Raw genomic sequence first — 22,066 nt, 5'->3', positions numbered from 1 at the left:
CAGCGGACCTGTGTTTGTGGTATCGGCGATAACTTTCACGCCCCCTTACCGCTCAACGAGACACTGCGGGGACTGCCGGGCGCGTCGTCGACAATCGACAGTATTCCCGTACAAGCGCCTTTGCCCGACGGGACAAACGTCACGTCGATTGCGCAAGTCGCCCCCGCCGCGATGGTCAACGGGGACGTGATGTTCTGCGCGAAATCTCCCGTGGTTTCGATCTTGCTGACGTTGATCGGGTTACCGGTCCTGTTGACTATTGTTACCGTCTGCGCAGAGCTGCGGGTGCCAACCGCTTGTCGGCCAAAATTCAGGCTTGTGGCGGATAGTTCAACGCCTGGTGTCCCGGTCACACGAGGCTTGTCCGGCTGTAGCTTGGTGGTCAGTGCCCGGATGTAGAGCAGAACCGTTTCCGAGGCAAAGCCCGAGACGAAACCCAGGGCGACCGTGGTCGCGCGCGACGTTGGGTCGACCAGATAGTAGGCAGTGATCGCGATAAGCGGCGCCGATACGACCTGCAAGATCTGAAGCACCAGGTATTCCCGCGCCTTTCCGTTGGTGATCGGCTGTGACGTATCAGGCCCGGTCCGTTCCTGATATTCGGGTACCCTGCGCGTCATGCTGACAGCGGATCCGACGAGCGCAAGCACGACAAAATACAGCGGTACAGCCAGTCCGCCCTGGATGCGCGCAGGAACCCACGACTTGATGTCTTCTTGCTCGCGATTCGCATCAGATTGCGGCTCTACGCGACCGCCCACATTGACTATCCACTGATCGGTGTTTTTCCCGCACTGCAACTCCAGGGGTAGTGCGTTCTTTCCGTTATCCAGCGACTCGACACAACCCTTCACGATGCCGATCGGGCTTTGCATCATCAGGCGCGGCAATTGATTGGAAAGCGGGAATACGATAAATGGAAGGATTGAACTCAGGATGGATAGCCACGTAAATACGTAACAAAATACGATGACTCGACTGAGCTGAGCGTTAGATACTTCCCTCCCTGAAAAAACGACGAGAAACCACACCACGATGCCAAATATCGAACTGGCGATGACAACAAATAGAATAATTTCCCAGGACTCTATTGCCCCGTCCTGGAGATGGGCCGAGAGATATTTCCAGGAAATCCAGACGACGAGCGCGACTATGCCGATTCCGACGAGGCTGCCGATGCGATCCGACGCAAATCCGGTGATCGCGTCCAGAATTTCCTTGGCGTTGTTCATGGCAGCGACGAATCGATTCTTGAGCGAACTGTCTTGAAGGTTGTCGGCCATTGTCAGTCTCCGCAAATTTGTAAGAAGGTCAGTTTCGTTCCGGGCGAAATGGGCAATGTCGTGCGCACCCGGCGGTTCGCCGGCGCGACGCATGCCGCGCAATGGGAATCCGTCCTGGATAGTGCATCACGTGCAATGTTGATCGCGAATAGGAGCATGCTTCGTTCTTTCCTGATTCGGGCGATCCCGTTCACGGCGTATCAGAGGTTGTCGGTGTGTCGGAAGTCTGCGGCGTGCGCGGCGTGTCGGGCGTATCGGGAGACTGCGGTGTCGGCCGGGACGGAGGCGTCCTGTCTGTGGTAGGCGTATCGTCCGTGTTTGGCGTATCGCCCGTAGTCGGCATATCGCCCGTGACTGTGGTATCGCCAGTGACTGGCGCATCCGCGATACCCGGTGTCCTGCGCGCGCCAGGTGTGCGGCGTGGCCCGAGGCTAGGTGTTTTAGCCATGGTCGCAGAACATCAATTCAGATTCGGCACGGCGGCCCCGGCGGCGTTCCAGAGAGCCCGGTTCATCGTGGCCGGCAGCAGCCTCATTGCGCCGGCGCAGTGTATTCCCGGCACAACTTGGCCGCGAAGCCGTCAGCGAGCGACTTGGCGGCCAGTCCGGTCACAAAGAATTTCCCCATGTCGACGTCGACCTCGCCGGACTTGCTCTTGACGTCCGAGCCGAATTGGCCCAGGACCGACAATGCATCGAAGGCATCGAATTCGCCTGGAGTTTCGCCGAGCAACCGGATTGCGTTGCCGTCCTGCTGGCGCGAGATCGCGGGGACAACCGCAACATCCTGGTCCTTGTAACCCAGGGAGAAACCGCCGGCGCCTTCGGTTGCGGATCCGGTCAGGACAAGGCCGAAATTCACGTGCTCGGCAAAGACAAGCGACCGGGCCTTGACGGTCTTGGTCTTGTTCTGGCCGACGCCGGAAGTAGCGGATGCGGTGGTGGGTGCGGCTGCGGGGGTGGGAGGGGGCGTCGGAGTCGGGGACGCCCCTGCGCCTCCCGCCGCCGCCGTTGCACCAGGGGCGGGCCGCTTTGCTTTCGCTCCGAAGCAATCGAGACTAGGCGTCTCCGGCATCGCCATTCCCTTCCCGAGCTTGTACGCGTAACCGTCTGAAAGCTTTTTTGCGGCCTGACCGGTGGCAAAAAATCTCCCCAGTCCGCTTTTGGGCGATTTGGCGTTGTTGTTGCTATTGATGGAGAACTGCCCGAAAACAGAAAGCGCATCCGAATGCTTCTCGCCATTCTTCTCCATGCTCGCCTCTATTTTTTCGGTACTCCCGTCGCCCTGCACCACGGTCACGGGGACGATCGCAAAATCACTGCCCTTGTAGCCCAGCACGAAGTCGGCGCCCTGGCTGGAGGCGGAGGTGCCGATGTCGATCCCGGCGGTGTTCGACTGCACGAATATGAGCGGCACGTCGCCATTGGTGGCGCAGCCGGGCACCAGCATCGCCATTGCACACAGCGCGGCAAACCAAAACATCCTGTTCATGGTTTCCTCCTTGTCATTGGGTCGGGCGGACGACACAGACGCCGGTCCGGTCGCTTAGCAATTCGTCGAGCTCCTTCAATTGCTCGTTCGTCTTGATCCACACGATGAGTTGGCAGCCATCGCTCGCGAACGCGGCCACCGTCGAATCGTGATACCCCAGCGCAAATCCTTCGAATCCGTTGATTGCGCCGATACTGGTCGATTCGACCACCGTCGCGCCCGCACCGGGCTTGATTTTCACCGACACGATGCCGAAGCCCCGTTTCACCTCGACATCGTCTTTGTCTGCCGTCTGGATCCGCACCACCGCGCAGCCACCTGATCCGAGCGTCGCGCTGATGGCGCACGCGATGACAAGGCAACCGAGCCGGGACATGTTGCTCACGCGGTCAACTTGATGCCGGTCTTGTAAGCCTCCACGAATCGGTCCAGGCCGTGGCTGCCGCCGTTGACGAGACGCCGCGCGCCGGCGAAGTCCCAGTCGAGCAGCGCCTCCTTGAGCGGCCGCTCCTTGTCTTTCAGGAACGCGGCAAGCAGTTTGCCGGCGATCGCCGGGTCCGAGGCCAACTCGGGATGGGCGATCAATTGTCCTTTCAGCCCGATGACCTTGCTGTAGTTCGTATAGTTGGCGCGCCCGGTCAGTTGCACGTAGCCGCGGCCGCGGAATCGCTCACCGTCGGGCGGACCTTTGTTGCCGAGATCCTTGCGGGAGTCATAGAGATCGAACGCATGGCCGGCGGGATCCGGCGAAGTGTTGTAGCGCGACTGGCCTTCCGCCACCGGCTCGAAACTCTCGGTTTCCGCACGAATGGTGGACAGCGCTGCCAATACTATCAGCCGGTCATGCAGCGTCGCGTCGCTGAGCGCCGTCAGAACGAACGGCAGATTGCGCTTGATATTCGCCAACGGTGTATGCGGAAACATTTGCGATACCGCCGCGGGGGTCATCAGGTCAATGACGCTGGCCAACGGCGGCGCGGCGGTTTGGTTCAGCTCGGCCAGCGTGCGCGGTCCGGCGACACCGTCTGCAAGCAATCCTTCGCTGCGCTGGAAAGCCATCACGGCCGACTGGGTGCCCAGGCCAAAAACGCCGTCGGCCGCGCCGGGATTGAATCCCTTGTCGAGCAAAGCGTTCTGCAACGCCTTGATCTCCGCTTTGTGGGCAGCCATGTCTGGCATGCCAACTTGCAGGAGCGTCCTCTGACCTTTGGATGCGGCTTTATTTTTGCGGGTTGCCATGTCGTCTCTCGAGGCTTGTGGTGGTCAAAGTGATTGCTGTGGCTTTTTCAGATCGAGTCGCGGAAGGTGTGCATTGCACACCGACAGTCAGCGAGGCGATCGTCTGCGTTTGCGGTATCGCGGCCATTGAAATCGGGAACGGAAGGATCGCGTCAGCACCGGCCTTCTTTTTGGGCACATTCCGAAGTCATATCACTAGCATATAGATGACATTCTGCAAAAATCAAATCTGACAAATGATAGATTTGGAGCGATTAATGCACGTGACATAGGTTTTCCCTTTTACTACAAAGATGCGACGCATTCCGTTGTTTTGGAGAGGGATACAAGTCCATTTCTTGCGCACGCCAGATGCATGTGGCATAGCAACATGCGAAGCGCCATACCTCGGTTGCCGTCGCTGAATATTTTTGATTTCGCAGTATGAAGCGCCCGATCTGAGACGTCAGACTGGCACGGAGTGGGTTACGGATTACTTACACAATGGACCTTGTCCGCTAAATAATAAGCGGGAGGTGGGATCAAGCTGGAACAGGAAAGGTTGAAGGCGAAAACGGAAGTGCGGCTGCTTTGCCTTGATGATTTCCCCGGTGGAACGGTCCAGGCACGGGATCGGGATGATCGAAGTGGGAGAGACGTTGAAGCGGCGGGCGAAGGGATGCTTGTTATGCCGGCCGATGTCCCAAAAGCGCTCGATCCCGGCTTCCTCGGGCCTGACGTAGCGGCCACACATGGCAGCCTCATTCCTTCCCGTTCAGAACTCGGCACCGCGAGCAAAGTCTAATCGTTACAAGTTCCATGAACCACATCCCCGTCCGAGATAAATCCTATGCCTCCAGCAGGACATCGTCCTACCTCGTATGGGGGAGTCTACGAATCCGTGGGCTAACCGTGGGCTGCGCTTTCTCATTCTGTCCCTGTGGCAGGCAGCGACTTGCCGCGCATCGCGCAGGGTTGCGCCAATTGCAAGGAGGCAGTGATGAATATTGACACGTCAGGTCAGGTGACCACCTCGCGACTCCTGAGCCGGGACAACTTGCGGATGACCACCGGGCTAATGGAGGTCACCATCGCCAGATCGCTTTCAGCGGCATTCCTCTTTCTGCTCTCGTGCGCCGCCTTCGCGAACGATACAGAGCCGGTAATGGACGAATCCCAGGTTTTGGAAGCGATGCGCTACTGCCAGACGGCCGCCGTGCGGGCCGCCTGGGGCGCCCAGGCGCGCTTCCTTGGAGCCCCTCCCCTGTTCAAATACATCTCCGAAACACCGCTCAAGAGGATGTTCATGGGGGATGACCCCATACCGGCCGATGCGATCTACGTGCTGGACGAGCTCAATGCGAAAGAGCGTCATGAATACGAAGCCGTCGCTCTGCATGGTTGGACGCAGGCCGACACCTGGGTTCGGGAGGGACGCAAGCAGCCCGACTACGAGTTGTTGGCGGCCGTGTTCTACCAGGGCTGCAAGGAAATGCTGATCCCCGGAACGAAAGATCCGAGGACGTCCGACGAAATCACCGTGCACTGAGCCTGCCGGGTAGGGGGCGACCAAACGCCTACCGTTTCGTCATCACGACTTCGAGATAGTCCGCTGACACCACCAGCGTATCGTCTCCCGACCGGTTGAAGCGGTTGAGCATGTCGTCGAGTTCTGTCAGGAATTCGCCCCGCCGTTTTTCGTCCAGGGCTTCGAGCGTGCGGATGATCGGGCCGAAGTAGGTGCGGAAAACCTCGATCCAGTGTCCGCTGTCGCGATAGCGGAACAACGCGCTGCGCTCGAAGATGTGCATCTCGGAAATCCCGACGCCGAACAGTTCCCGGAGGCGCTGCTGCGTGCCCCATTCGGAAGGCGGGCGCAGGCCTTCCGCGGGCGGGAGATATTTCGCCACCAGGCCGAAGGTCTGTCCCCAGAATCCGGCGGGCGTCCAGTTGGCCATGCCGATCCGGCCGTCCCGGCGACACACGCGAAGCAACTCCTGCGCGGCCTTGTCCTGATTTGGCGCGAACATCGACCCGTACACCGACAGCACCGCGTCGAACGATTCGTCGGGAAACGGAATCTCCTCGCAGTCTCCGACCTCGAACCGGGCAGGCAGACGCTCCACTGCGGCGCGCTCACGCGCTCTCTCGATCAGCGCCGGTACGTAATCGATTCCCGCCGCGTCGCACCCCCGCCGCGCGGCGGACAAGGCCGCATTGCCGCTGCCGGTCGCAACATCCAGGACCTCCTCCCCGGCGCGCAAGCCCACGGCTTCGCACAGTAGCTCGCCGGGATACACCGTGTTCCAGGCGATCATCGCAAAGTCGCCGGTTGCCCAGGTTTTCAGTTGCTGCGCTTTGACTGCCTTCAGGTCTGCCATGTGGGTTCCTCCTCCAGAGCGCGTAGCGGATCAGTGGAATTTCATACTACTCGGATGGAAAAGACATTGAAGCGGCGGGCGAAGGGATTATTGTTATGTTGGCCGATGTGCCAAAAGCGCTCGATCCCGGCTGCTTCGGGACTGACGCAGCGGCCATACACGGCGGTATTGTCGCCGGAACCGGAAAGACTCGGGACCTCAACGACCAGGGAGATGCAACTAAGCGGGCCAGAACCGGCTCTTACTTCGATCCTACCGGCTCCGCTATGTAGCGAAGCGCGATGTAACAAAGAAGTTTGTCCACGGAAGCCGGCACGCCTGCGTTAAGCTTTAAGTTGCCCCTGCCGCAGAAGGAAGGAGGATGGCCGTGAGAAAGATCCTGATTGCCCTTGCGTTACTGAGTCTGGTGGCGACGAATGCCAATGCCCACGACGGCTGGAACGGCCACTACTACCATGGAGGTGGCGGGCGCTATTTCTGGTGGGGTGCCGCTGTCGGTGCTGCCCTGACGCTCCCCTTCTACTATTCACAGACTTGGGCGGAACCGGGGCCCTACTACTATTACTACCCTGGCCCCACGGTCTATGTGCAGAATCCGCCAGTGTATGTGCAGAGCCAGCCGACCTACACCGTCACCCAGGCCCAGCCGGCAAATGCCGTAACCCAAACACCCAACAATGGTGTCATCGAACTGGGTCCGGTCAGCGCCCTGCCTCCAGCGAATTCCATCTCCGCGCCGAATCCCGACGCGAGCCAGGCGCCCGCGGGGCAATGGTTTGTCTATCCCAGCAAGGGCCAAAGCCCGCAACAGCAGGCGAACGATCGGTATGCCTGCAACAGATTGGCCATCAACGAGTCCGGCTATGATCCGGACCTTCGCTCGCATCGTAATCCGGACACAGGACCCGCGGCTTACGGGCGTGCGTTGAGTGCCTGCCTCGAGGGACGCGGTTACGCCGTAAGGTGAGGGAGCACACTGCTTCATTCCTTGTCCGGCAGCCGGTGCCGTCCCAAGATGCGTGCCGTCCGACCGGGGACAAGTCTGCCGATTCACGAACGCACGGATCATCACTGAGGGGGAAGTTCGTGCAGGCAAAACAGTGTTTCGAGCCGGGAATCACCACCCCGGAAAGAACGCAGAAACCAGCTTCGATCGTATTGCTCTCGGGCATCGTGCTGTTGATGCTCGCCATCCCTTTCCCCGCATCGGCAACATTGGGTTAGAACTCGACCTCGATCGAAGTCGACAGGGTGTCCATGCAAGCCACCCTGCGAATGTTACCCGCCGTGAAGTACACCGTGCATGAAATCCAGACACCTTCCGGAACGACGGTCAGGGAATATGTATCGTCGGCGGGAACCGTGTTTGCCGTCGCCTGGCAAGGGCCCGTAATGCCCGATCTACGGCAAGCTTTGGGTAGCTATTTCGATCGGTATATCGAAGCCGCCCGCGGAAAACATGCCGGTCATCGGCATCTTGCGGTTCGCGAACCGGGCCTCGTTGTGCAATCGAACGGGCATATGCGGTCGTTTTCCGGAAGAGCCTATCTTCCACAACTGTTGCCGCAGGGCGTTACCGTCGAGGAAATACGATGAAAGGGGAAAGGGCGTCATCGTGCGCGACTTCGCGGCAGTAGCGTCGTTCGGAATCCTGCTGTTGGCGACCGGGTGTGGCGGCGGCGGTGACGGCGCGTCATTCACTGCCGCGAACGTGCAAGCCATCACGGTCGATCCCGGACCAGCCAACAACGTCAACCTCCTGTTTACCACCGTCACGATTTGTGCGCCGGGCAACCCCTTCAACTGTCAATCCATCGACCACGTGCTGGTCGATACCGGATCAACCGGCCTGCGGGTCATGTCTTCCCTGCTATCGCCCTCGCTGTTGCTGCGGCAACAGACGGATGCCAGTGGCAACCCGGTCGTCGAATGTGGCCAGTTCGCATCCGGCTACACCTGGGGCTCGGTGAAAGTGGCGGACGTGAAAATGTCGGGAGAGCAAGCCGGCTCGGTGCCGATTCAGGTGATGGGAGATCCCGCCTTTTCTGTGGTACCCGCCAGTTGCTCGAGCGTCGGTCCCGCCCTGAACTCCGTGCAGGCGCTCGGCGCCAATGGTTTGCTGGGCGTGGGCGTGTTCCAGCAGGACTGCGGGCCCGCATGCGCTCTGAACGTGATCCCGGGTACCTACTTCATCTGCCCTGCGACGGGGTGCCAGCCGGCGCAGGCAAGCCTGACGCAGCAAGTGCAGAACCCGGTCGGAATGTTTTCCCGCGACAACAATGGCGTCATCATTGCGCTGCCGTCGGTCCCCGTTACCGGAGCAGTCAGCGTGAGCGGCTCCATGATTTTTGGCATTGGCACGCAAGGCAACAACGGGCTTGGCAACGCACGCGTTATCTTGGTCGACCCGAACACCGCGACATTCACCACGGTTCGGAACGCGGTCACCTACAGCAACAGCTTCATCGATTCCGGTTCGAACGCACTCTTCTTCGCAGATCCCAATATTGCGACCTGCAACACTGCTGTCGGTTTTTACTGCCCCGCTTCCACGCAGAGCCTTTCCGCCACGAACCAGGGCGCGGGCGGGACGGCCAGCATGGTTGTGTTCCGGGTCGCGAACGCCGAATCCCTGTTCGCGGCCAACCCGACGTTCGCCGCAATGGGCAATCTCGCCGGAACGAATTCGGACGCGACCAGCTTCGACTGGGGACTGCCGTTCTTATTCGGCCGCAATGTGTTTACGGCCATCGAGGGACAGAACACGTCTGCCGGCTTCGGACCGTACGTCGCCTATTAGTTTGTCAAACTCCGGCGCGCATTGACGAGTTCGATCTCGCCGGTAGGGCGGTCCAGGCGGAGGATCGGGATGATCGAAGTGGAAGACACGTTGAAGCGGCGGGCGAAGGGAGGGTTGTTGTGCCGGCCGATGTGCCAAAAGCGCTCGATCTCGGCTTCTTCGGGACTGACGTAGCGGCCGCACATGGCAGCATTGTCGCTGGAACCGAAAGGACTTGGCGATCAACACCTAGGGCATAGAAATTATCTTTATCCAATTGTGCAGGCCGCACCCCATTCTTCTGCAGTTCACCAGTCGATCAGACCTTCTCTATACAACGTATCTTTACGAATGCTGGCTTCTAATCTGGTCACATTGAAAACGTCTTGTATGGCTCTGATCGATTTGCAATGCCTTTGAACGAGCAATACCGGCATAGTGAATTCGTGCGAGAACCGATCAGCCTGTGTTTCTGAATCTTCGATGCTTGTATGAGAAGCATTAGATGTTGCGCGAGCGAAAGTAGCCGCGTGCCTCAGAACAATATGACCCAGTTCATGCGGCACAATTAATTGATAACTTGGATCGCCTTCACAAATCGCTTCGTACGTTTCTGCCGCGAGAAGAATTTCTCCTTTATCTGGAATAGCTCGAGCTGCTTCGCCCGGTATCCGTGAAGATTCCACTATGTGATAGTGAATACCATTTCTCCGTAGTCCATTCTCTAACAATTTCACCATATCGATTCTTGACTCAGCTATTTCTAAATGTAGGCGCACATTCAAAGCCGAAACCCGAATGTCACCTACTGGCTTTGGAGCCACTTTATATCCTCGGCTACGACTCCACGGCCCAATCATTCTTCCTCACTTTTCCCCGAGAAGCCTACCTTCTTAAGAAATTTTTCACGCGATTCCTTATCAAGATCAGCCAGGTTGCGCGCAAATGCGACCACGGCGGCCCTACTCTGTCCATCTAGCTGACTAACGTTTACTGTTCGACGAGTCCGATCTACAGCAGCAGTTAGGCTGGCCAAGTCTTTTGTCTTCCTACCTCTTTTCCTAAAAAAGCCAACAACTTTATCGACCAAATCGTCCGTAATACCCTTTTCGCCCATCTCTACGGCTGAGAGATAGGTCGCCGAAAACCCAATTTCTTCAGCCATTTGGCGCAGCGATACCTCCTCTTTCTCCCTGAATTGACGAACAATTCTCCCGAACTCGGTGATTGCCATAGTCACCTCCTGTTTTTGCGGAATGTAAGCCGCTTCATTCTAGATCTCGCCCACTTGCGACGTCAACCAAAATGGGTGACAATTCTCAATGTCAACCATATTGGGTGACACATACTCATCTTACACAAGGAAACCAAGCCATGAGCGAACTTATTGCAGAAGCAGCAGTAGAAAAGAAGCTAGAAGTCATTGTGATTTACAACGGCGTACCGAAGTCAATTGGAATCGAGCCTGACGACACCATAAAGCAGCTGCTGGATCACGCGATTCAAGTCTTCGCTCCACTTCCGCAACCCCATCTTCTGTCGCTCTTTACCGAAAAGGGAGAGGAGCTAAACGAGTCTCTTACGGTGCGACAGGCCGGCATCCAAAAAAGGCAGCAACTACTTCTCCGCCCAAGTCAGGTGAAAGGCGGGTTTCATTCATGATGTACCTCTTGCCACAGGCGCTTCTAGATCAGACGTTCTATCTGGTGCGTCATTGTGGCGGGGGGCAGCGAGAGTGCCAGGTCCTCTGGACAAGTAACTGGTGCGCGCCCGAACTCCTTCTTGCTGCGGTACATCCTGCACATTCTGCGCATGCTGGAGGTTTCGTTCTCGACGGGAACTGGCTCAACTCATTTTGGCTTGATTTGGCCACAACGCAAAGTGGAATTAGGGTTCAGATCCATACTCATCCTAGCGAAGCGTTTCATTCTCACACTGACAATATGTACCCGATCATTCATTCACCCGGCTTTCTATCTCTCGTTATTCCTAACTTCGGGCGTGGACCAGTAAGCTTTTCAGGTGTCTATCTCGCCGAAATTCGCTCGGATGGAAGTTGGTGCGAGGTACCCATCGACGAACACTTACACGTGATTCGATGAAGACTTCCCTCGAAGCGGCTCTCGACCGCACGCTACTGCTGATGCGGGACGAACTTGATGACAGACCGCGGAACGACGTGCTTCTGGCTGCACTAACAGAAACCGAGATTGCCCTAGTTGCTGACGCGAGCGACCTAAAGTCTCACTCTGCGCAGAGCGCCTACATTACCGCGGCCATGCTCATGGCGAGATCTGGGCATCGAGTGCATCTTGCGGCACCCGATGTGCCCCTGGTTGGGCCCCAACCACCATTAAAGGAAGGCGGTCTAATTTCGTGTTTGCTTGAAGTAGGTGAGGATCTATTGCCCGGGATCACATTTCAAGTTGGCCAACCGAAATCTGAGGTGGATCTTGGTATTAGATTTAGAGACACCAAGTCAGATGTACTAGCGAAACGTATACGCACAGTTTCCTTTAGATCTTGGTCGGCTAGTCTTCGTTCTTCTAACGCCCCCGCGAAATCCACCAGAACGGATTGGCCTTTCGGCGGTTTGGCGAGCGCCGGCCTTATTTCAGCTGAAGGATTCAAAATAGCAATGCAGAAGCTCAGCCGCTTCGCAAGAAACCCTTCAACGTTTAGAGAACGATTTGCCAACATAGTAGAGGTGGACTTTCACCTTGCGCCACACTGGACCCCACAAGCAACCAACCTGGGTCAGATTGATTTCATCAGCGCCGGCGCGATAATTAATTGCGCCCTATTCACGTTAGCCCGAATTCCGCGCCTCATAGCGAACGGCCGAATCGTCGACGCAGATATCAGTGACATCAGCAACCTAAATCGAAATGCACTATTGCTAAGATCAATGCTGGGACTTCCCAAAGTAACGGCAATCGCTGGTCTCGACCTTGGCGGCCTAAAGCTTCAACCAGTAGAAACGCGCTACGATTTAGAAACTCAATCTCTGCTTCGGCCACTTGCGTCAAACGTGCTCGTTGGCGTCGATGACATACCAACCAGGTGGTTAGTTCAAAGAGACTCACGCGGGTGGCTTGGGGTGGGCGCAACAAGCCATTGGTCGTCAATGGCATCCTTTCATACTGAAGGATTGGCTTGCGCAGGTTGTCTTCATCCGACCGATGATCCCAACGACGCTACCATACCTACTGTTGCTTTTGTCTCGTTCTGGGCAGGACTTTTACTCGCGACGTACCTAGTCAGGGCCGCGAGTGGCGAAATGGTGCCGCTCCGGCATCAGCAAATTTTTATGACACCACTCCGACCTGAGCAGCCTTGGCGCTCTTCGATTGTTAAGCGATTGGATTGTCCCGTAGAAATACATGGTGATCCAACCTCCCAAGAGCTTATTGCGTAGAGCACACTGATTCAGCCTTGACCTTCTAGCTTTGGGCTTGCTTCTTCTTTCGGCCCTCCGTCCTGCTTCTCGTAGCAATTGCACTTGCTGTCTCCGTCACGTCGCCAAGAATATGCGGTGCAAAGCCGCTCAGTGGAATAGTAGTTCCGGCATAACATTGTCTTTCGCAAATGTTAGCCTGCACTGAAACGCGCGTGAGTAGCGCGTTTTCACGGCTCTCCCGGCACGTGCCGCATGACCTTCGATAACTCCTCCGCCTCCCCTCTCAGGGCTGCGTCCAGTTGCGCAAGGCTTTTGCGGTGAGCAACCATATCTACCGTGTCCACCGTGTCGCTGCCCAACATGCCGGCGAAACCGGCCTGCGTCCTGGCCGTCAGTGCCTGCCGCTGCTGCGTGATTTCCCGCATGCGGCTGCAGCGGGCGGATTCTTCGTCGACGAGCGCGGCCGCCGCTTCGCTCTGACCAACCGGAGGGGTGAAGGACTTGCCGCAGGTCTTGCAAGCGAGTGTGGAATTTCCCGGCGCGGCAACGCCAGGCTGGGTGTTGCGAGAAGACGAAGCAGGCATCGAACATTCCCCCGACTCTGCGATTCCCTTGATCGGGCCGGCCCGATGAAGAACGCACCGGCTTGGCTTTGTGCGGACCCGGGCTGGAGGAGCCCCTCTTGTTACCCGCGTGGCATGGACGATACGCCCACCACCGGAGGCGGTAAAGGCCCGGTGAAGCCGTGAATGTCGGGGCCGCCCAATTCTAGCTTTTCCTTTGCGCCCTCTCTTTTTTCCTCTGCGTCCTCTGCGTCAACGCTCTTAAGGCCGGCCCTCGGCCGGCTATGCCACTCTCGCAGCACACTACCCCTGGTCCATCCGAGCTGCCGTTACATCATTCACGACATTTATGGGCGTAATCCGGTATCCCGTGGACACGATATTCACGGTCTTTCAAACTCCCTCGACCACAACGATATTGCCCTTCGACGCCCGCATCCGGATCTGCTTCGGCACACGGTATTCCTCCGAGTCGTACCACTGGCGGGCGCGCGCGGCGCTTTCGAATTCCAGGATCACGATGCGCTTCGGATTCCAACTGCCTTCCAGCACGTCGATCTTGCCGCCGCGGACCACGAACTTTCCGCCGTACTGAGCCAGGGTCGGCCCGACCACCTTGCGATATTCATCGTAGGCGGCGGGGTCGTGGATTTCGATATCGACAATCATGTAAGCGGACATGCGGAGGCTCCCCGGTTCAAGAATCCGACAGGATAGAAAATCATGCGATCGAAAGCCAGCGAAAAACACAGGCCTTGAATCCGGGTCAAAGTGACGTAATCTTGGTGATGAAACGGCCGGACCGGCCGTGCCTGGACTTCAGCCGATGAAATACAAGGACTACTACGAAATCCTGGGCGTCCCGCGGGACGCCCAGGCCGATGCCATAAAGAAGGCGTATCGCAAGCTGGCGCACAAAACCCATCCGGACGTCTCCAAGGATCCCAAGGGGGAGGAGAAATTCAAGGATATCTCCGAAGCCTACAAGACCCTCAAGGACCCGGAAGCGCGGGCCGCCTACGACAAGCTGGGCAGCCACCGGCCAGGGGAGGATTTTCAGCCGCCTCCGGACTGGGGCCAGCAATTCGGCGACGGCAAATTCTCGTTCGAGGACATCGACCTTTCGGACCTGTTCGCCGGGCTCGGTGGCGCCAGGCGTGGCGGCGGCGCACGCGGCGGCAGCTTCCCGATTCCGGGCCAGGACTACGAAGTCGCTGCGCCGATCACGATCGAGGATGCCTGGCGCGGTACTGAACTGGAGCTGAATCTCAGCGTGCCGGAATACGACGAGCACGGCCGCATGCGTCGCGTGCCGCTGACGTTCAAGGCGCGCATTCCCAAAGGCGTGACGGACGGAGAAAGGCTGCGCCTGCCGGGCAAGGGCGGCAAGGGACTCAACGGCGGACCGAACGGGAATCTGTATCTCACCGTCGCGCTGCTGCCGCATCCGCTCTACCGCGTGACCGGCCACGATCTCTACCTGGATCTGCCGCTGTCGCCATGGGAAGCCGCGCTTGGCGCCAGCGTGGAAGTGCCGACGCTGGGCGGACCGGTCCGCCTCAAAGTGCCGGCGGGCACGAACACGGGGCAGAAACTGCGCCTCGGCAAACGCGGATTGCCGAAACGGCGCGAAGGCGAAGGCGACTTGTTCGCGATCGTGCAGATCGTCGTGCCCACCTCGCCCAGCGAGCGCGAGAAGGCGCTATTCAAGGAATTGGCGGAAGCTTCGAAATTCAATCCGCGCGCGTCATTTCCGACAGGAGATGAAAAATGAAAGTCGAACTCACCGATGCACAATGGCTGAGCGAGCATGCCGAGGTGTCAGTCGAGGAACTGGCGGAGTTGTCGGGATTGTCACCCGAGCTGCTGCGCGAACTGGTCAACTACGGCGCGCTGGTTCCGATCAATGCGCAGGTTCCGACCAATGCTGAAACGGCGCAGTGGACCTTCACCGCCGACTGCGTTGTCGCCGTGCGAACCGTGAGTCGCCTGCGCGAGGATTTCGATCTCGATGCGAATGCATTGTCCGTTGCCCTGACGCTGATCGAACGCATTCACGGGCTCGAAGCGCAGCTTCAGGACTTGCGTTCGCAATTCCCGACGCTGCGAGTCAAAAGGTAAACGGGGGAAAGGTCACCCTCTCCCCGGCCCTCTGACGGGGTACTCCGGGCTTCGCCAGGGTATCCCGTCAAGGGCGAGGGAATAATCAAGTGCAAGTGCTGCGTGCTGTGTACTGACTGCTATGAGAAAACTCGGGGTCCGAAACAGTTTGATGCGGATTGTCTGGAAGCCCGCCTTGGAGAGGGCCGAGATAAGCTGTTTTCCGGTAACGCTAGGCAGCGTCACCATCGGCTACGGTTACGCGCTGAACACCGATGAACTGGAGAGATTCAGGCTTACCGCCTTGCACCTCAAGGCAGAGTTCGATTGCTTCGCGGATGCGAACCATTAATTCGTCAAGAGATTTTGCCTGGGTATGACACCCCGGCAAAGAGGGCACGGAGGCCACGTAGAAGCCCTCGCCATCCCGCTCCACCACAACGTCAAAATCCCTTTTCATTCGCTCTCCATATGGAGCTAGGTTCCATGAGACCGTACTACCGGTCCGGCTGCAAATTATATTCCGATCCCGGTATTGCGAGTGAAAGGTCAAAGGGGTGTCACGTCCGTCACGGATTCACTTCTGGCATCATTGGCGGACACAGCGCATCCGGAGCCGGATGCCAATAACCGGGAGAGAGCCGCCATGAAAAACCGACTGATCACTGCAGCGTTCGCCGCACTGAGCCTGGCCGCCGTTCCGGCGCTGACGGCGCCACCGGTTGGATTCCCCGCCCCGCCGCCCAAAGTCAGCCCCGCGCAGGGCGCGATCGATTTTCACGTGCATTCCGAGCCCGATGTTTTCGGACGCAGCATGGACGACATCGACGTCGCCGTGCTGGCGAAACGCAAAGGCATGCGCGCGCTGGTGCTGAAGAACCACGTCACCATGACCGCGGACCGCGCGGTGCTGGTCATGAAAATGGTGCCCGGCATCGAGATCTTCGGCGGCATCGTGCTCAACAACGCCGTGGGCGGCATCAACCCGATGGCGGTCGAGTGGATGCACCGGATGTCCGGCGGGCGCGGCAAGGTGGTGTGGCTGCCGACCTTCGATTCCGACAAGCACGTCAAGACGCTGGTGGACCCGAAGGGCAGCGGCATCGTCGTCGCGCCCAACGGCGTCGTGACGCCGCAGCTCGAGGAAGTGCTGAAGATCATCGCGCGGGAAAACCTGGTGCTGGCGACCGGGCACATCCACGCCGAAGAGGTGATGGCCGTGGTCAGGCGCGCAAAGGAACTCGGCGTGAAGAACATCCTCATCACGCACGCGCTGACCAATATCCCCGGCCTGTCCATGGAGCAGGCCAGGCAGGTCGCGCAGATGGGCGCTTACATCGAGTATTGCTATCTGCAGTCGATGACCGGGCCGGACGCGCAGCACGCCTGGATGAAGCACTGGAGCAAGGTGACGCTCAAGGACGTGGCAAAGGTGGCCGGCGACATCGGCGCACAGCACATTGTGCTTTCCACCGACCTCGGCCAGCACGCGATGATGACGCATCCCGACGGGATGGAAGACATGATCACCGGCCTGCTCAAGGAAGGCGTATCGCAGGCGGACATCGACCTGATGGTGAAGAAGAACCCCGCGCGATTGCTGGGGCTGGAGGAGTAAGGCGCAAAACCGCCGTGAAAACGCGCAGTCCCATCGCGCGTTTCAGTGGAGGCTAACATTTGCGAAGGCCAATGTTATGCCGGAACTACAATTCCATCGCTCTGCGGACATCGTCCGCATCGTGGCAAAGGTTTTTTTACTGCATTTTCCGGTAAAGCCAGAAGTGTTCGTGACGGTCGCCGGGCCGTGAGCCGTCCCAGAACAGCGACCATGGTTCGCCGGGCGACTGTGCGCGGGGTGCGCGGGTCTGCACCAGAAGCAGGCCGCAATCGTTGCGCGCCGAGGCGTTCTCCTGCCGCTCGGTGACGATACCCGAGAAGTATTCGAAGATTCCCCGCTGGGATTCGCCGAGCGACCGGCTTGCAATGCAGCCGTGATCTGCCGGCAGCGCCCGCGCCAGTTCGGGCAGCATCCCGCGATAGGTCATGCCCGTGTCGACCCAGTTCACCATCAGCGTGCCAAGCAGCCCCCACACCGTTGCAACGCCGGCGGCCCAGATCATCACCGACCGGTACCGCCCCGACCTGTTCGAAATCAGCGTCAGCCATCCCGCGCTGAGCACGAGCGCGATGCACAGCAACAACAGTCGGACATGAGGCGCATAGAGCGGCTGCTTCTGCTGCAGGGAGGCTGAAAGTTGCGCGGGAAAGCCCAGATCGACCGCAAACCAGCATGCCCATACGGCAAGCGCGAGGCCGGTGAACAGCAACGCGGTTAGCCAGTGAAAGTATCGTGTCACGACCGGCGGCAGGTTCTCCAATCCCAAGACGCCGAGCAGTGCCAGCGGGATCAGCAACGGCATCGCATACAGTTCGCGCGCATCGGCGGCGGCGCTCAGCACGGTGAACATCACTGCGAACACCGTGGTTGCAATCTGCAGCGCCGCATCCGTGCGCACTTGCCGGCGCCGGATCCACAACGCGCGCAGCGCGAACGGCAGCGAAGGCAACGCAAACCAGAGCAGAAGCTTCGTATAGGCATACGGTTCCGCCACGGGGCCGAGGTGCGCAAAACCGAGGAAGCGGCCGAAGTTGTTGGTCCAGAACCAGTCGATGAAAAGCTGCGGGGACCGCAGGTAGAGCGCCACCGACCAGATGCCGAGCCACGGCGCCGCCGCGAGGAAGGCAATGCACAACACGGCGAGATAGCGCCGCGTGCGCCACTGCGCATAACACACAGGCAGCAGCAGCGCGGTGATGCCGATCACGCCGGGGGCGAGCAGGCCTTTCGCCATGAAGCCGAGGCCGATGCCGGACCCGAGCCAGAATCCGCCGGCAAGCGGGCGCCGCAATGCAAGCGCGAAACCGTAGATCGCGATCGCGAATCCGCACAGCAGCGCATTGTCGGTGACGAGTTGGTGCGCGTGGATCGCCAGCCCGAGGCTGCCGATCAGCAGCAACGGCGCGACCCACACAGGCCGCGATGGCAACAGCACCGAACTGGCGCGCGCCGTGAACAGCGCGGCGAGGCCGACGAAGAATGCGCAGGCGAGCCGCGCGGCGTCGTACAGCGGAAGGACCGGCGAGGCGATCTTGGCGAACAAGGCCGCCACCAGATAGAAGATCGGCGGCTTTTCCATGAAGGGCTCGCCGGCCAGCGTCGGCACAACCCAGTCGCCGGTGCGCAGGATGTGATTGACGAGACCGAAGGTGTAACCTTCGTCGGGCTTCCACGGATCGTGGCCGATCAGGCCGGGCAGCATCCACGCGCAGAAGATCAGCAGCGCGATCGCGGTCGGGTGATATGCGATCCACCGGCGCACCTGGGCGCCGATGGGCCCGCCGGGTGCGACGACTGGCGACGGAATCGACTCGGGCAAACTGGTGCGGAACAAGAACGGATTCGCTGGGTTGAAAGTTTAGGGCCTTCCGGCGCCGGCTGTCATTTTACTGTACTCCATGCCGCCAGGCATCCGGATCGAAACGCGGAATCTAACGGTGTTTTCTTAAGCCAGACTTAAGGACGATCTCCCGAGGCGAGCAAACGCACGACGTCGCGCAATTCGCCGGCATTCACGTCGGACACGGCCCAGAACTGCATGCCATCGCCGGTCCAGTGCGCGACATTGAACCCCTGGCGCACGGCGAACACCGGGTCTTTCGATGATTCGCCAGCGTCGGGCCAGACGAAAACATTGATCGTGTGCCGCTTCAGCCGATATACCAGCGCCGCGACCGGGCGCTGACCCAGATAATCGAGCCGGCCGCCAGCGAGAGGAATGCCTTCGGCAGCAAGATCTTTCACCGGCGGCGCATAGTCGAGCTTGCCCGAGAACCACGGCTTCACCGCGTGCTTGTCCGACGATTCCACGTCGACCAGATGCGCACTCATCAAGGACCGGACATGGCTGTCCACGACCGCCTGCGCAATGCGATCCTCATCGCCGGTACCGCGCAATGCCAGCATCACCGCGATACTGGCCACGACGCCGACTGCGAAAGCCGCGCCCATGTTCGTCCAGCGCCGCCACGCTTCCATCGGCAAGGCCAGCGCTCCCGCCGCGGCAATCTCCCCAGCGCGGCCCGTGCCGATCTCCGCGATCCTCGCGTCGATCCGCGCTCTGAGCTGCGGTGGCGCGACATGACGGGTCGCCCCGGCCTTGATCAGTGCGCTCAGATCATCGTCACGTTCGTCCATGGCTCATCCTTCCTCGTCCAGCCGGCCCAGACGCGCGCGGAGCATCGCCCGGGCGCGCGATAAGCGCGACATGACCGTGCCGACGGGAACGTTTGCGATCAGCGCAATTTCCTCGTAGGCAAGTTCTTCGAGTTCCCTCAACACGATCACCTCGCGGTAAACCGACGGCAGCCGCTCGATCGCTTCGTCGATGCGGGCGCTCTCGATTTTGCGGATCAGCCGCATCGCAGGATCGCCCCCACCGGCTTCGGCCGATCGTTCGGCGAACTCGCTGTCGCGCTCTTCGTCGAACTCGATCTGGTCGCCGAACTGCCGGCGCTTGCCCAGCAGCGAGTAGCAGGTGTTGCGCACGATCGCGAGCAACCAGGGCCGCGCCTCCTCGCCCCGCAGGTGATCGAAGAAGCGGAAGGCGCGCAGATACGCGTCCTGTACCGCGTCCCGCGCGCTGTCGTCGTCCTTCAGCAGCCAGCGGGCCAGGTTATAGGCCGCGTCGAGATGCGGAAGCACCACCGCCTCGAATTGCTGTGTCCTGATGTCCAACCCGGCTCCTCCGCGATTGCGGCTTCGAGCTGAATATTGTATGCCGGCCAATTTTTGGTTTCCGTTTCCGTTGTGCCCTATTGCGCAGGTTCCTCGATGCCATACCGGGCGGCAGGGCGTTTTATTCCCGCATTTTTTGCGTTGCACCGGGAATAAGGCCGGGCGGCGTCCGGTATTGCACTCCGGAAGCACAGGCTGCGGCCTGCCGTCCCATCAATCTTCAGGAGAATCACAATGATCGATCGCCGACGTTTTCTGCAATTGGCCGCCGTGGGTGGCGGTGCCGTCTTCGGGTCCGCCTTGCCCGGTTCGGTCCGCGCTGCCGGGAAGAACGGTACCGCGGGTTACGAGGAATTCTTTTTCGTGCAGTTGTCCGATACCCACTGGGGATACAGCGGCCCCGCCAACCCGCAGGCTGACAGCACGCTGCGCAAAGCCGTGGCGACCGTCAATGCGCTGGATATCCAGCCCGACTTCATCATGTTCACGGGCGACCTGACCCACACCACCGACGATTCCGCGGAGCGGCGCCGGCGCTTGACCGAGTTTCGCGGCATCGTAAGCGAACTCAAGGTCAAAGACGTGCGCTTCATGCCCGGAGAACACGATGCCTCGCTCGACAGCGGCGCGGCGTACAAGGAGCTGTTCGGCGAGACGCACTATTCGTTCGATCACAAAGGCGTGCACTTCGTCGTGCTCGACAACGTCTCCGATCCCGGCGCGAGCGTGGGCGAAACCCAGTTGCAGTGGCTGAAAGCCGATCTCGCCAGGCTCGGAAAGTCCACGCCGATCGTCGTGTTTACGCATCGCCCGCTGTTCGATCTGGCGCCAGCCTGGGATTGGGCGACCCGCGACGGCGCAAAGGCGATCGAAATTCTCATGCCCTATCCGAACGTGACCGTGTTCTACGGCCACATCCACCAGGAGCATCACCATCAGACCGGGCATATCGCTCACCACTCGGCAAAGTCGCTGATCTTTCCGCTGCCGGCGCCCATGTCCCAGCCCAAGCGTGCGCCGCTGCCGTGGGATCCGGCGCAGCCAAACAAGGGACTGGGCTTCAGGGAAGTCGAAACGGAAGTCAACGACGCCCGCTACAAGATCACCGAGTTCCCGGTCGTGAAGGGCTGATGATGAACAGGCGACAGGCACTCAGGCAGGTCGGCGCCATCGCATTGCTCGGCGCATTGGCCGGCGGCGCCGCGACAGCTCGTCGTTCCGTTGCATCCGGGAATGCGCAGGTGATCGAAGTGGTGGCGCAGCGATTCCGCTTTACGCCGAACGAGATCGCGCTCAGGAGCGGTCAATCGGCCGTCCTGGCGATCACGTCGCTCGACTTCGTGCACGGTTTCAAGGTGCCGGAACTGGGAATCCGGACCGACCTGGTTCCCGGCAGGGTGACCCGGGTGACGATCAAAGCGCTCGCGCCGGGCCGCTACGACTTCCTCTGCGACAACTTCTGCGGCGGCGGCCACGAGGAAATGAACGGAACGATCATCGTATCGGATTGAGCCGCGCCGCCAGAAATCAGAGGCGAGAGGAAGGAGATCGAGATCGGCTTGTCGCCTTTACTCAGTTGCAGTAGTCGCCATTCGATCTGGCGGGTACTGTAAAGTTAGATCGCGACTCTAACCTGCCTCTTGAACGGCTGAACGCGGCCAATTCCAGAAGTTTTGCTATACGCTCGAAAGCGGACCTTTGTCGGCAATGTCCGACCCTACGCGGTCATTTACATGCTCTAGACAGAGGTCGTTTCCGTGCCCAAACTATCGAAGCGGGGATGAAGGAAATATGACGAGAGTCTTGTTATCTTGCACTGATGTGCTATCCCAACACGCGCCTTGTTATCCGAACAAGAAGTCTGGATTATCCCAACAACGCGGTGTTATCCCGCGACGGTGCAGGATAATTACAAGTTGAACTAAACCGCCTAGTCGGCGGTGGTTTCCTTGTGCATGCGCCTGCGCGTGTAGCCAGCCGTCTCCTGTAATTTTCCATCCGCTTCATCACGAAGTCTCGAGGATATGTGCTCGATGGTGAGCTCTGCCACGCTGTT

At 59.4% G+C, this 22,066-nt stretch carries 25 protein-coding genes and 2 pseudogenes; 11 read left to right on the top strand and 16 right to left on the bottom strand.

Annotated features, from left to right (window positions below):
* Positions 1-35: 35 nt before the first annotated feature.
* The 6 genes from HY067_10470 to HY067_10445 all read right to left on the bottom strand — a co-directional run bounded on the left by HY067_10470 (position 36) and on the right by HY067_10445 (position 4,746).
* Positions 36-1,283, bottom strand: a complete 1,248-nt coding sequence (locus HY067_10470) for a choice-of-anchor D domain-containing protein (protein ID MBI3528380.1) — start codon at positions 1,281-1,283, stop codon at positions 36-38.
* Between the two features lie 190 nt (positions 1,284-1,473).
* Positions 1,474-1,731, bottom strand: a complete 258-nt coding sequence (locus tag HY067_10465) for a hypothetical protein (GenBank protein MBI3528379.1) — start codon at positions 1,729-1,731, stop codon at positions 1,474-1,476.
* Positions 1,732-1,814: 83 nt separating this feature from the next.
* Positions 1,815-2,774: a hypothetical protein gene (locus HY067_10460; GenBank protein MBI3528378.1), complete on the bottom strand. Its 960-nt coding sequence runs from the start codon at positions 2,772-2,774 to the stop codon at positions 1,815-1,817.
* A gap of 13 nt (positions 2,775-2,787) precedes the next feature.
* Positions 2,788-3,159: a hypothetical protein gene (locus tag HY067_10455; GenBank protein MBI3528377.1), complete on the bottom strand. Its 372-nt coding sequence runs from the start codon at positions 3,157-3,159 to the stop codon at positions 2,788-2,790.
* Positions 3,156-4,013 (bottom strand): peptidoglycan-binding protein, encoded by an 858-nt coding sequence (locus tag HY067_10450; GenBank protein MBI3528376.1) that lies wholly within the window; start codon positions 4,011-4,013, stop codon positions 3,156-3,158. Before HY067_10450 ends, HY067_10455 begins: the two co-directional genes overlap by 4 nt.
* A gap of 472 nt (positions 4,014-4,485) precedes the next feature.
* Positions 4,486-4,746, bottom strand: a complete 261-nt coding sequence (locus HY067_10445; protein MBI3528375.1) for a hypothetical protein — start codon at positions 4,744-4,746, stop codon at positions 4,486-4,488.
* 246 nt (positions 4,747-4,992) lie between these two features.
* Here HY067_10445 and HY067_10440 point away from each other — a divergent pair, with 246 nt between their 5' ends.
* Positions 4,993-5,541 carry a hypothetical protein gene (locus HY067_10440; GenBank protein ID MBI3528374.1) on the top strand — a complete coding sequence of 183 codons (549 nt, stop codon included), beginning with the start codon at positions 4,993-4,995 and terminating at the stop codon, positions 5,539-5,541.
* A 28-nt stretch (positions 5,542-5,569) separates the two neighbouring features.
* Here the strand turns inward: HY067_10440 and HY067_10435 are convergent, their stop codons facing one another.
* Positions 5,570-6,373 carry a class I SAM-dependent methyltransferase gene (locus tag HY067_10435; protein ID MBI3528373.1) on the bottom strand — a complete coding sequence of 268 codons (804 nt, stop codon included), beginning with the start codon at positions 6,371-6,373 and terminating at the stop codon, positions 5,570-5,572.
* A 361-nt stretch (positions 6,374-6,734) separates the two neighbouring features.
* Between HY067_10435 and HY067_10430 the strand changes: the two genes are divergently transcribed.
* The 3 genes and pseudogenes from HY067_10430 to HY067_10420 all read left to right on the top strand — a co-directional run bounded on the left by HY067_10430 (position 6,735) and on the right by HY067_10420 (position 9,173).
* Positions 6,735-7,340, top strand: a complete 606-nt coding sequence (locus tag HY067_10430; GenBank protein ID MBI3528372.1) for a hypothetical protein — start codon at positions 6,735-6,737, stop codon at positions 7,338-7,340.
* A gap of 215 nt (positions 7,341-7,555) precedes the next feature.
* Positions 7,556-7,969: pseudogene (locus HY067_10425) on the top strand (DUF2844 domain-containing protein).
* Positions 7,970-7,985: 16 nt separating this feature from the next.
* A complete protein-coding gene (locus HY067_10420; GenBank protein MBI3528371.1) occupies positions 7,986-9,173 on the top strand; it encodes a DUF3443 domain-containing protein in 1,188 nt (395 codons plus the stop codon).
* Between the two features lie 116 nt (positions 9,174-9,289).
* On the opposite strand, the pseudogene HY067_10415 reads toward HY067_10420, so the two are convergent.
* The 3 genes and pseudogenes from HY067_10415 to HY067_10405 form a co-directional block, all read right to left on the bottom strand.
* Positions 9,290-9,358 (bottom strand): annotated as a pseudogene (locus HY067_10415) (SOS response-associated peptidase).
* Positions 9,359-9,460: 102 nt separating this feature from the next.
* Positions 9,461-9,976, bottom strand: coding sequence for a hypothetical protein (locus tag HY067_10410; protein ID MBI3528370.1), 516 nt, complete (start codon positions 9,974-9,976; stop codon positions 9,461-9,463).
* 32 nt (positions 9,977-10,008) lie between these two features.
* Positions 10,009-10,386: a helix-turn-helix transcriptional regulator gene (locus HY067_10405; GenBank protein ID MBI3528369.1), complete on the bottom strand. Its 378-nt coding sequence runs from the start codon at positions 10,384-10,386 to the stop codon at positions 10,009-10,011.
* Between the two features lie 140 nt (positions 10,387-10,526).
* Here HY067_10405 and HY067_10400 point away from each other — a divergent pair, with 140 nt between their 5' ends.
* On the top strand, positions 10,527-10,814 hold the full coding sequence (locus tag HY067_10400) for a hypothetical protein (protein MBI3528368.1): 288 nt from the start codon (positions 10,527-10,529) through the stop codon (positions 10,812-10,814).
* Between the two features lie 436 nt (positions 10,815-11,250).
* Positions 11,251-12,570, top strand: a complete 1,320-nt coding sequence (locus HY067_10395) for a ThiF family adenylyltransferase (protein ID MBI3528367.1) — start codon at positions 11,251-11,253, stop codon at positions 12,568-12,570.
* A 209-nt stretch (positions 12,571-12,779) separates the two neighbouring features.
* Here HY067_10395 and HY067_10390 read toward each other — a convergent pair whose 3' ends face one another.
* Positions 12,780-13,136: a hypothetical protein gene (locus HY067_10390; GenBank protein MBI3528366.1), complete on the bottom strand. Its 357-nt coding sequence runs from the start codon at positions 13,134-13,136 to the stop codon at positions 12,780-12,782.
* Positions 13,137-13,508: 372 nt separating this feature from the next.
* A complete protein-coding gene (locus HY067_10385; protein ID MBI3528365.1) occupies positions 13,509-13,796 on the bottom strand; it encodes a DUF1330 domain-containing protein in 288 nt (95 codons plus the stop codon).
* A 145-nt stretch (positions 13,797-13,941) separates the two neighbouring features.
* Between HY067_10385 and HY067_10380 the strand changes: the two genes are divergently transcribed.
* Together HY067_10380 and HY067_10375 are read left to right on the top strand one after the other, a co-directional pair.
* Positions 13,942-14,889, top strand: a complete 948-nt coding sequence (locus tag HY067_10380; GenBank protein MBI3528364.1) for a DnaJ domain-containing protein — start codon at positions 13,942-13,944, stop codon at positions 14,887-14,889.
* The gene (locus HY067_10375) at positions 14,886-15,236 is read left to right on the top strand and encodes a hypothetical protein (protein ID MBI3528363.1); all 351 of its coding nucleotides are present in this window, start codon (positions 14,886-14,888) and stop codon (positions 15,234-15,236) included. The genes HY067_10380 and HY067_10375 overlap by 4 nt, the downstream gene beginning before the upstream one ends.
* Before the next feature lie 211 nt (positions 15,237-15,447).
* Here HY067_10375 and HY067_10370 read toward each other — a convergent pair whose 3' ends face one another.
* Positions 15,448-15,675: a type II toxin-antitoxin system HicB family antitoxin gene (locus HY067_10370; GenBank protein ID MBI3528362.1), complete on the bottom strand. Its 228-nt coding sequence runs from the start codon at positions 15,673-15,675 to the stop codon at positions 15,448-15,450.
* A 186-nt stretch (positions 15,676-15,861) separates the two neighbouring features.
* On the opposite strand from HY067_10370, the gene HY067_10365 reads away from it, so the two are divergent.
* Positions 15,862-16,833, top strand: coding sequence for a histidinol phosphatase (locus HY067_10365; protein ID MBI3528361.1), 972 nt, complete (start codon positions 15,862-15,864; stop codon positions 16,831-16,833).
* A 136-nt stretch (positions 16,834-16,969) separates the two neighbouring features.
* On the opposite strand, the gene HY067_10360 is transcribed toward HY067_10365, so the two are convergent.
* The 3 genes from HY067_10360 to HY067_10350 all read right to left on the bottom strand — a co-directional run bounded on the left by HY067_10360 (position 16,970) and on the right by HY067_10350 (position 20,010).
* A complete protein-coding gene (locus tag HY067_10360; GenBank protein ID MBI3528360.1) occupies positions 16,970-18,667 on the bottom strand; it encodes a glycosyltransferase family 39 protein in 1,698 nt (565 codons plus the stop codon).
* 122 nt (positions 18,668-18,789) lie between these two features.
* The gene (locus HY067_10355; protein MBI3528359.1) at positions 18,790-19,470 is read right to left on the bottom strand and encodes an anti-sigma factor; all 681 of its coding nucleotides are present in this window, start codon (positions 19,468-19,470) and stop codon (positions 18,790-18,792) included.
* A 3-nt stretch (positions 19,471-19,473) separates the two neighbouring features.
* A complete protein-coding gene (locus HY067_10350; GenBank protein ID MBI3528358.1) occupies positions 19,474-20,010 on the bottom strand; it encodes a sigma-70 family RNA polymerase sigma factor in 537 nt (178 codons plus the stop codon).
* A gap of 234 nt (positions 20,011-20,244) precedes the next feature.
* Between HY067_10350 and HY067_10345 the strand changes: the two genes are divergently transcribed.
* Positions 20,245-21,141, top strand: a complete 897-nt coding sequence (locus tag HY067_10345; GenBank protein ID MBI3528357.1) for a metallophosphoesterase — start codon at positions 20,245-20,247, stop codon at positions 21,139-21,141.
* Positions 21,141-21,521: a cytochrome c oxidase subunit II gene (locus HY067_10340; GenBank protein ID MBI3528356.1), complete on the top strand. Its 381-nt coding sequence runs from the start codon at positions 21,141-21,143 to the stop codon at positions 21,519-21,521. Before HY067_10345 ends, HY067_10340 begins: the two co-directional genes overlap by 1 nt.
* Positions 21,522-22,066: the final 545 nt, after the last annotated feature.

The sequence above is a fragment of the Betaproteobacteria bacterium genome (assembly GCA_016194905.1).
GTDB lineage: Bacteria > Pseudomonadota > Gammaproteobacteria > Burkholderiales > JACQAP01 > JACQAP01.
Note: the sequence above shows the minus strand (reverse complement) of the source record. Positions and strands in the feature narration are given on the sequence as shown.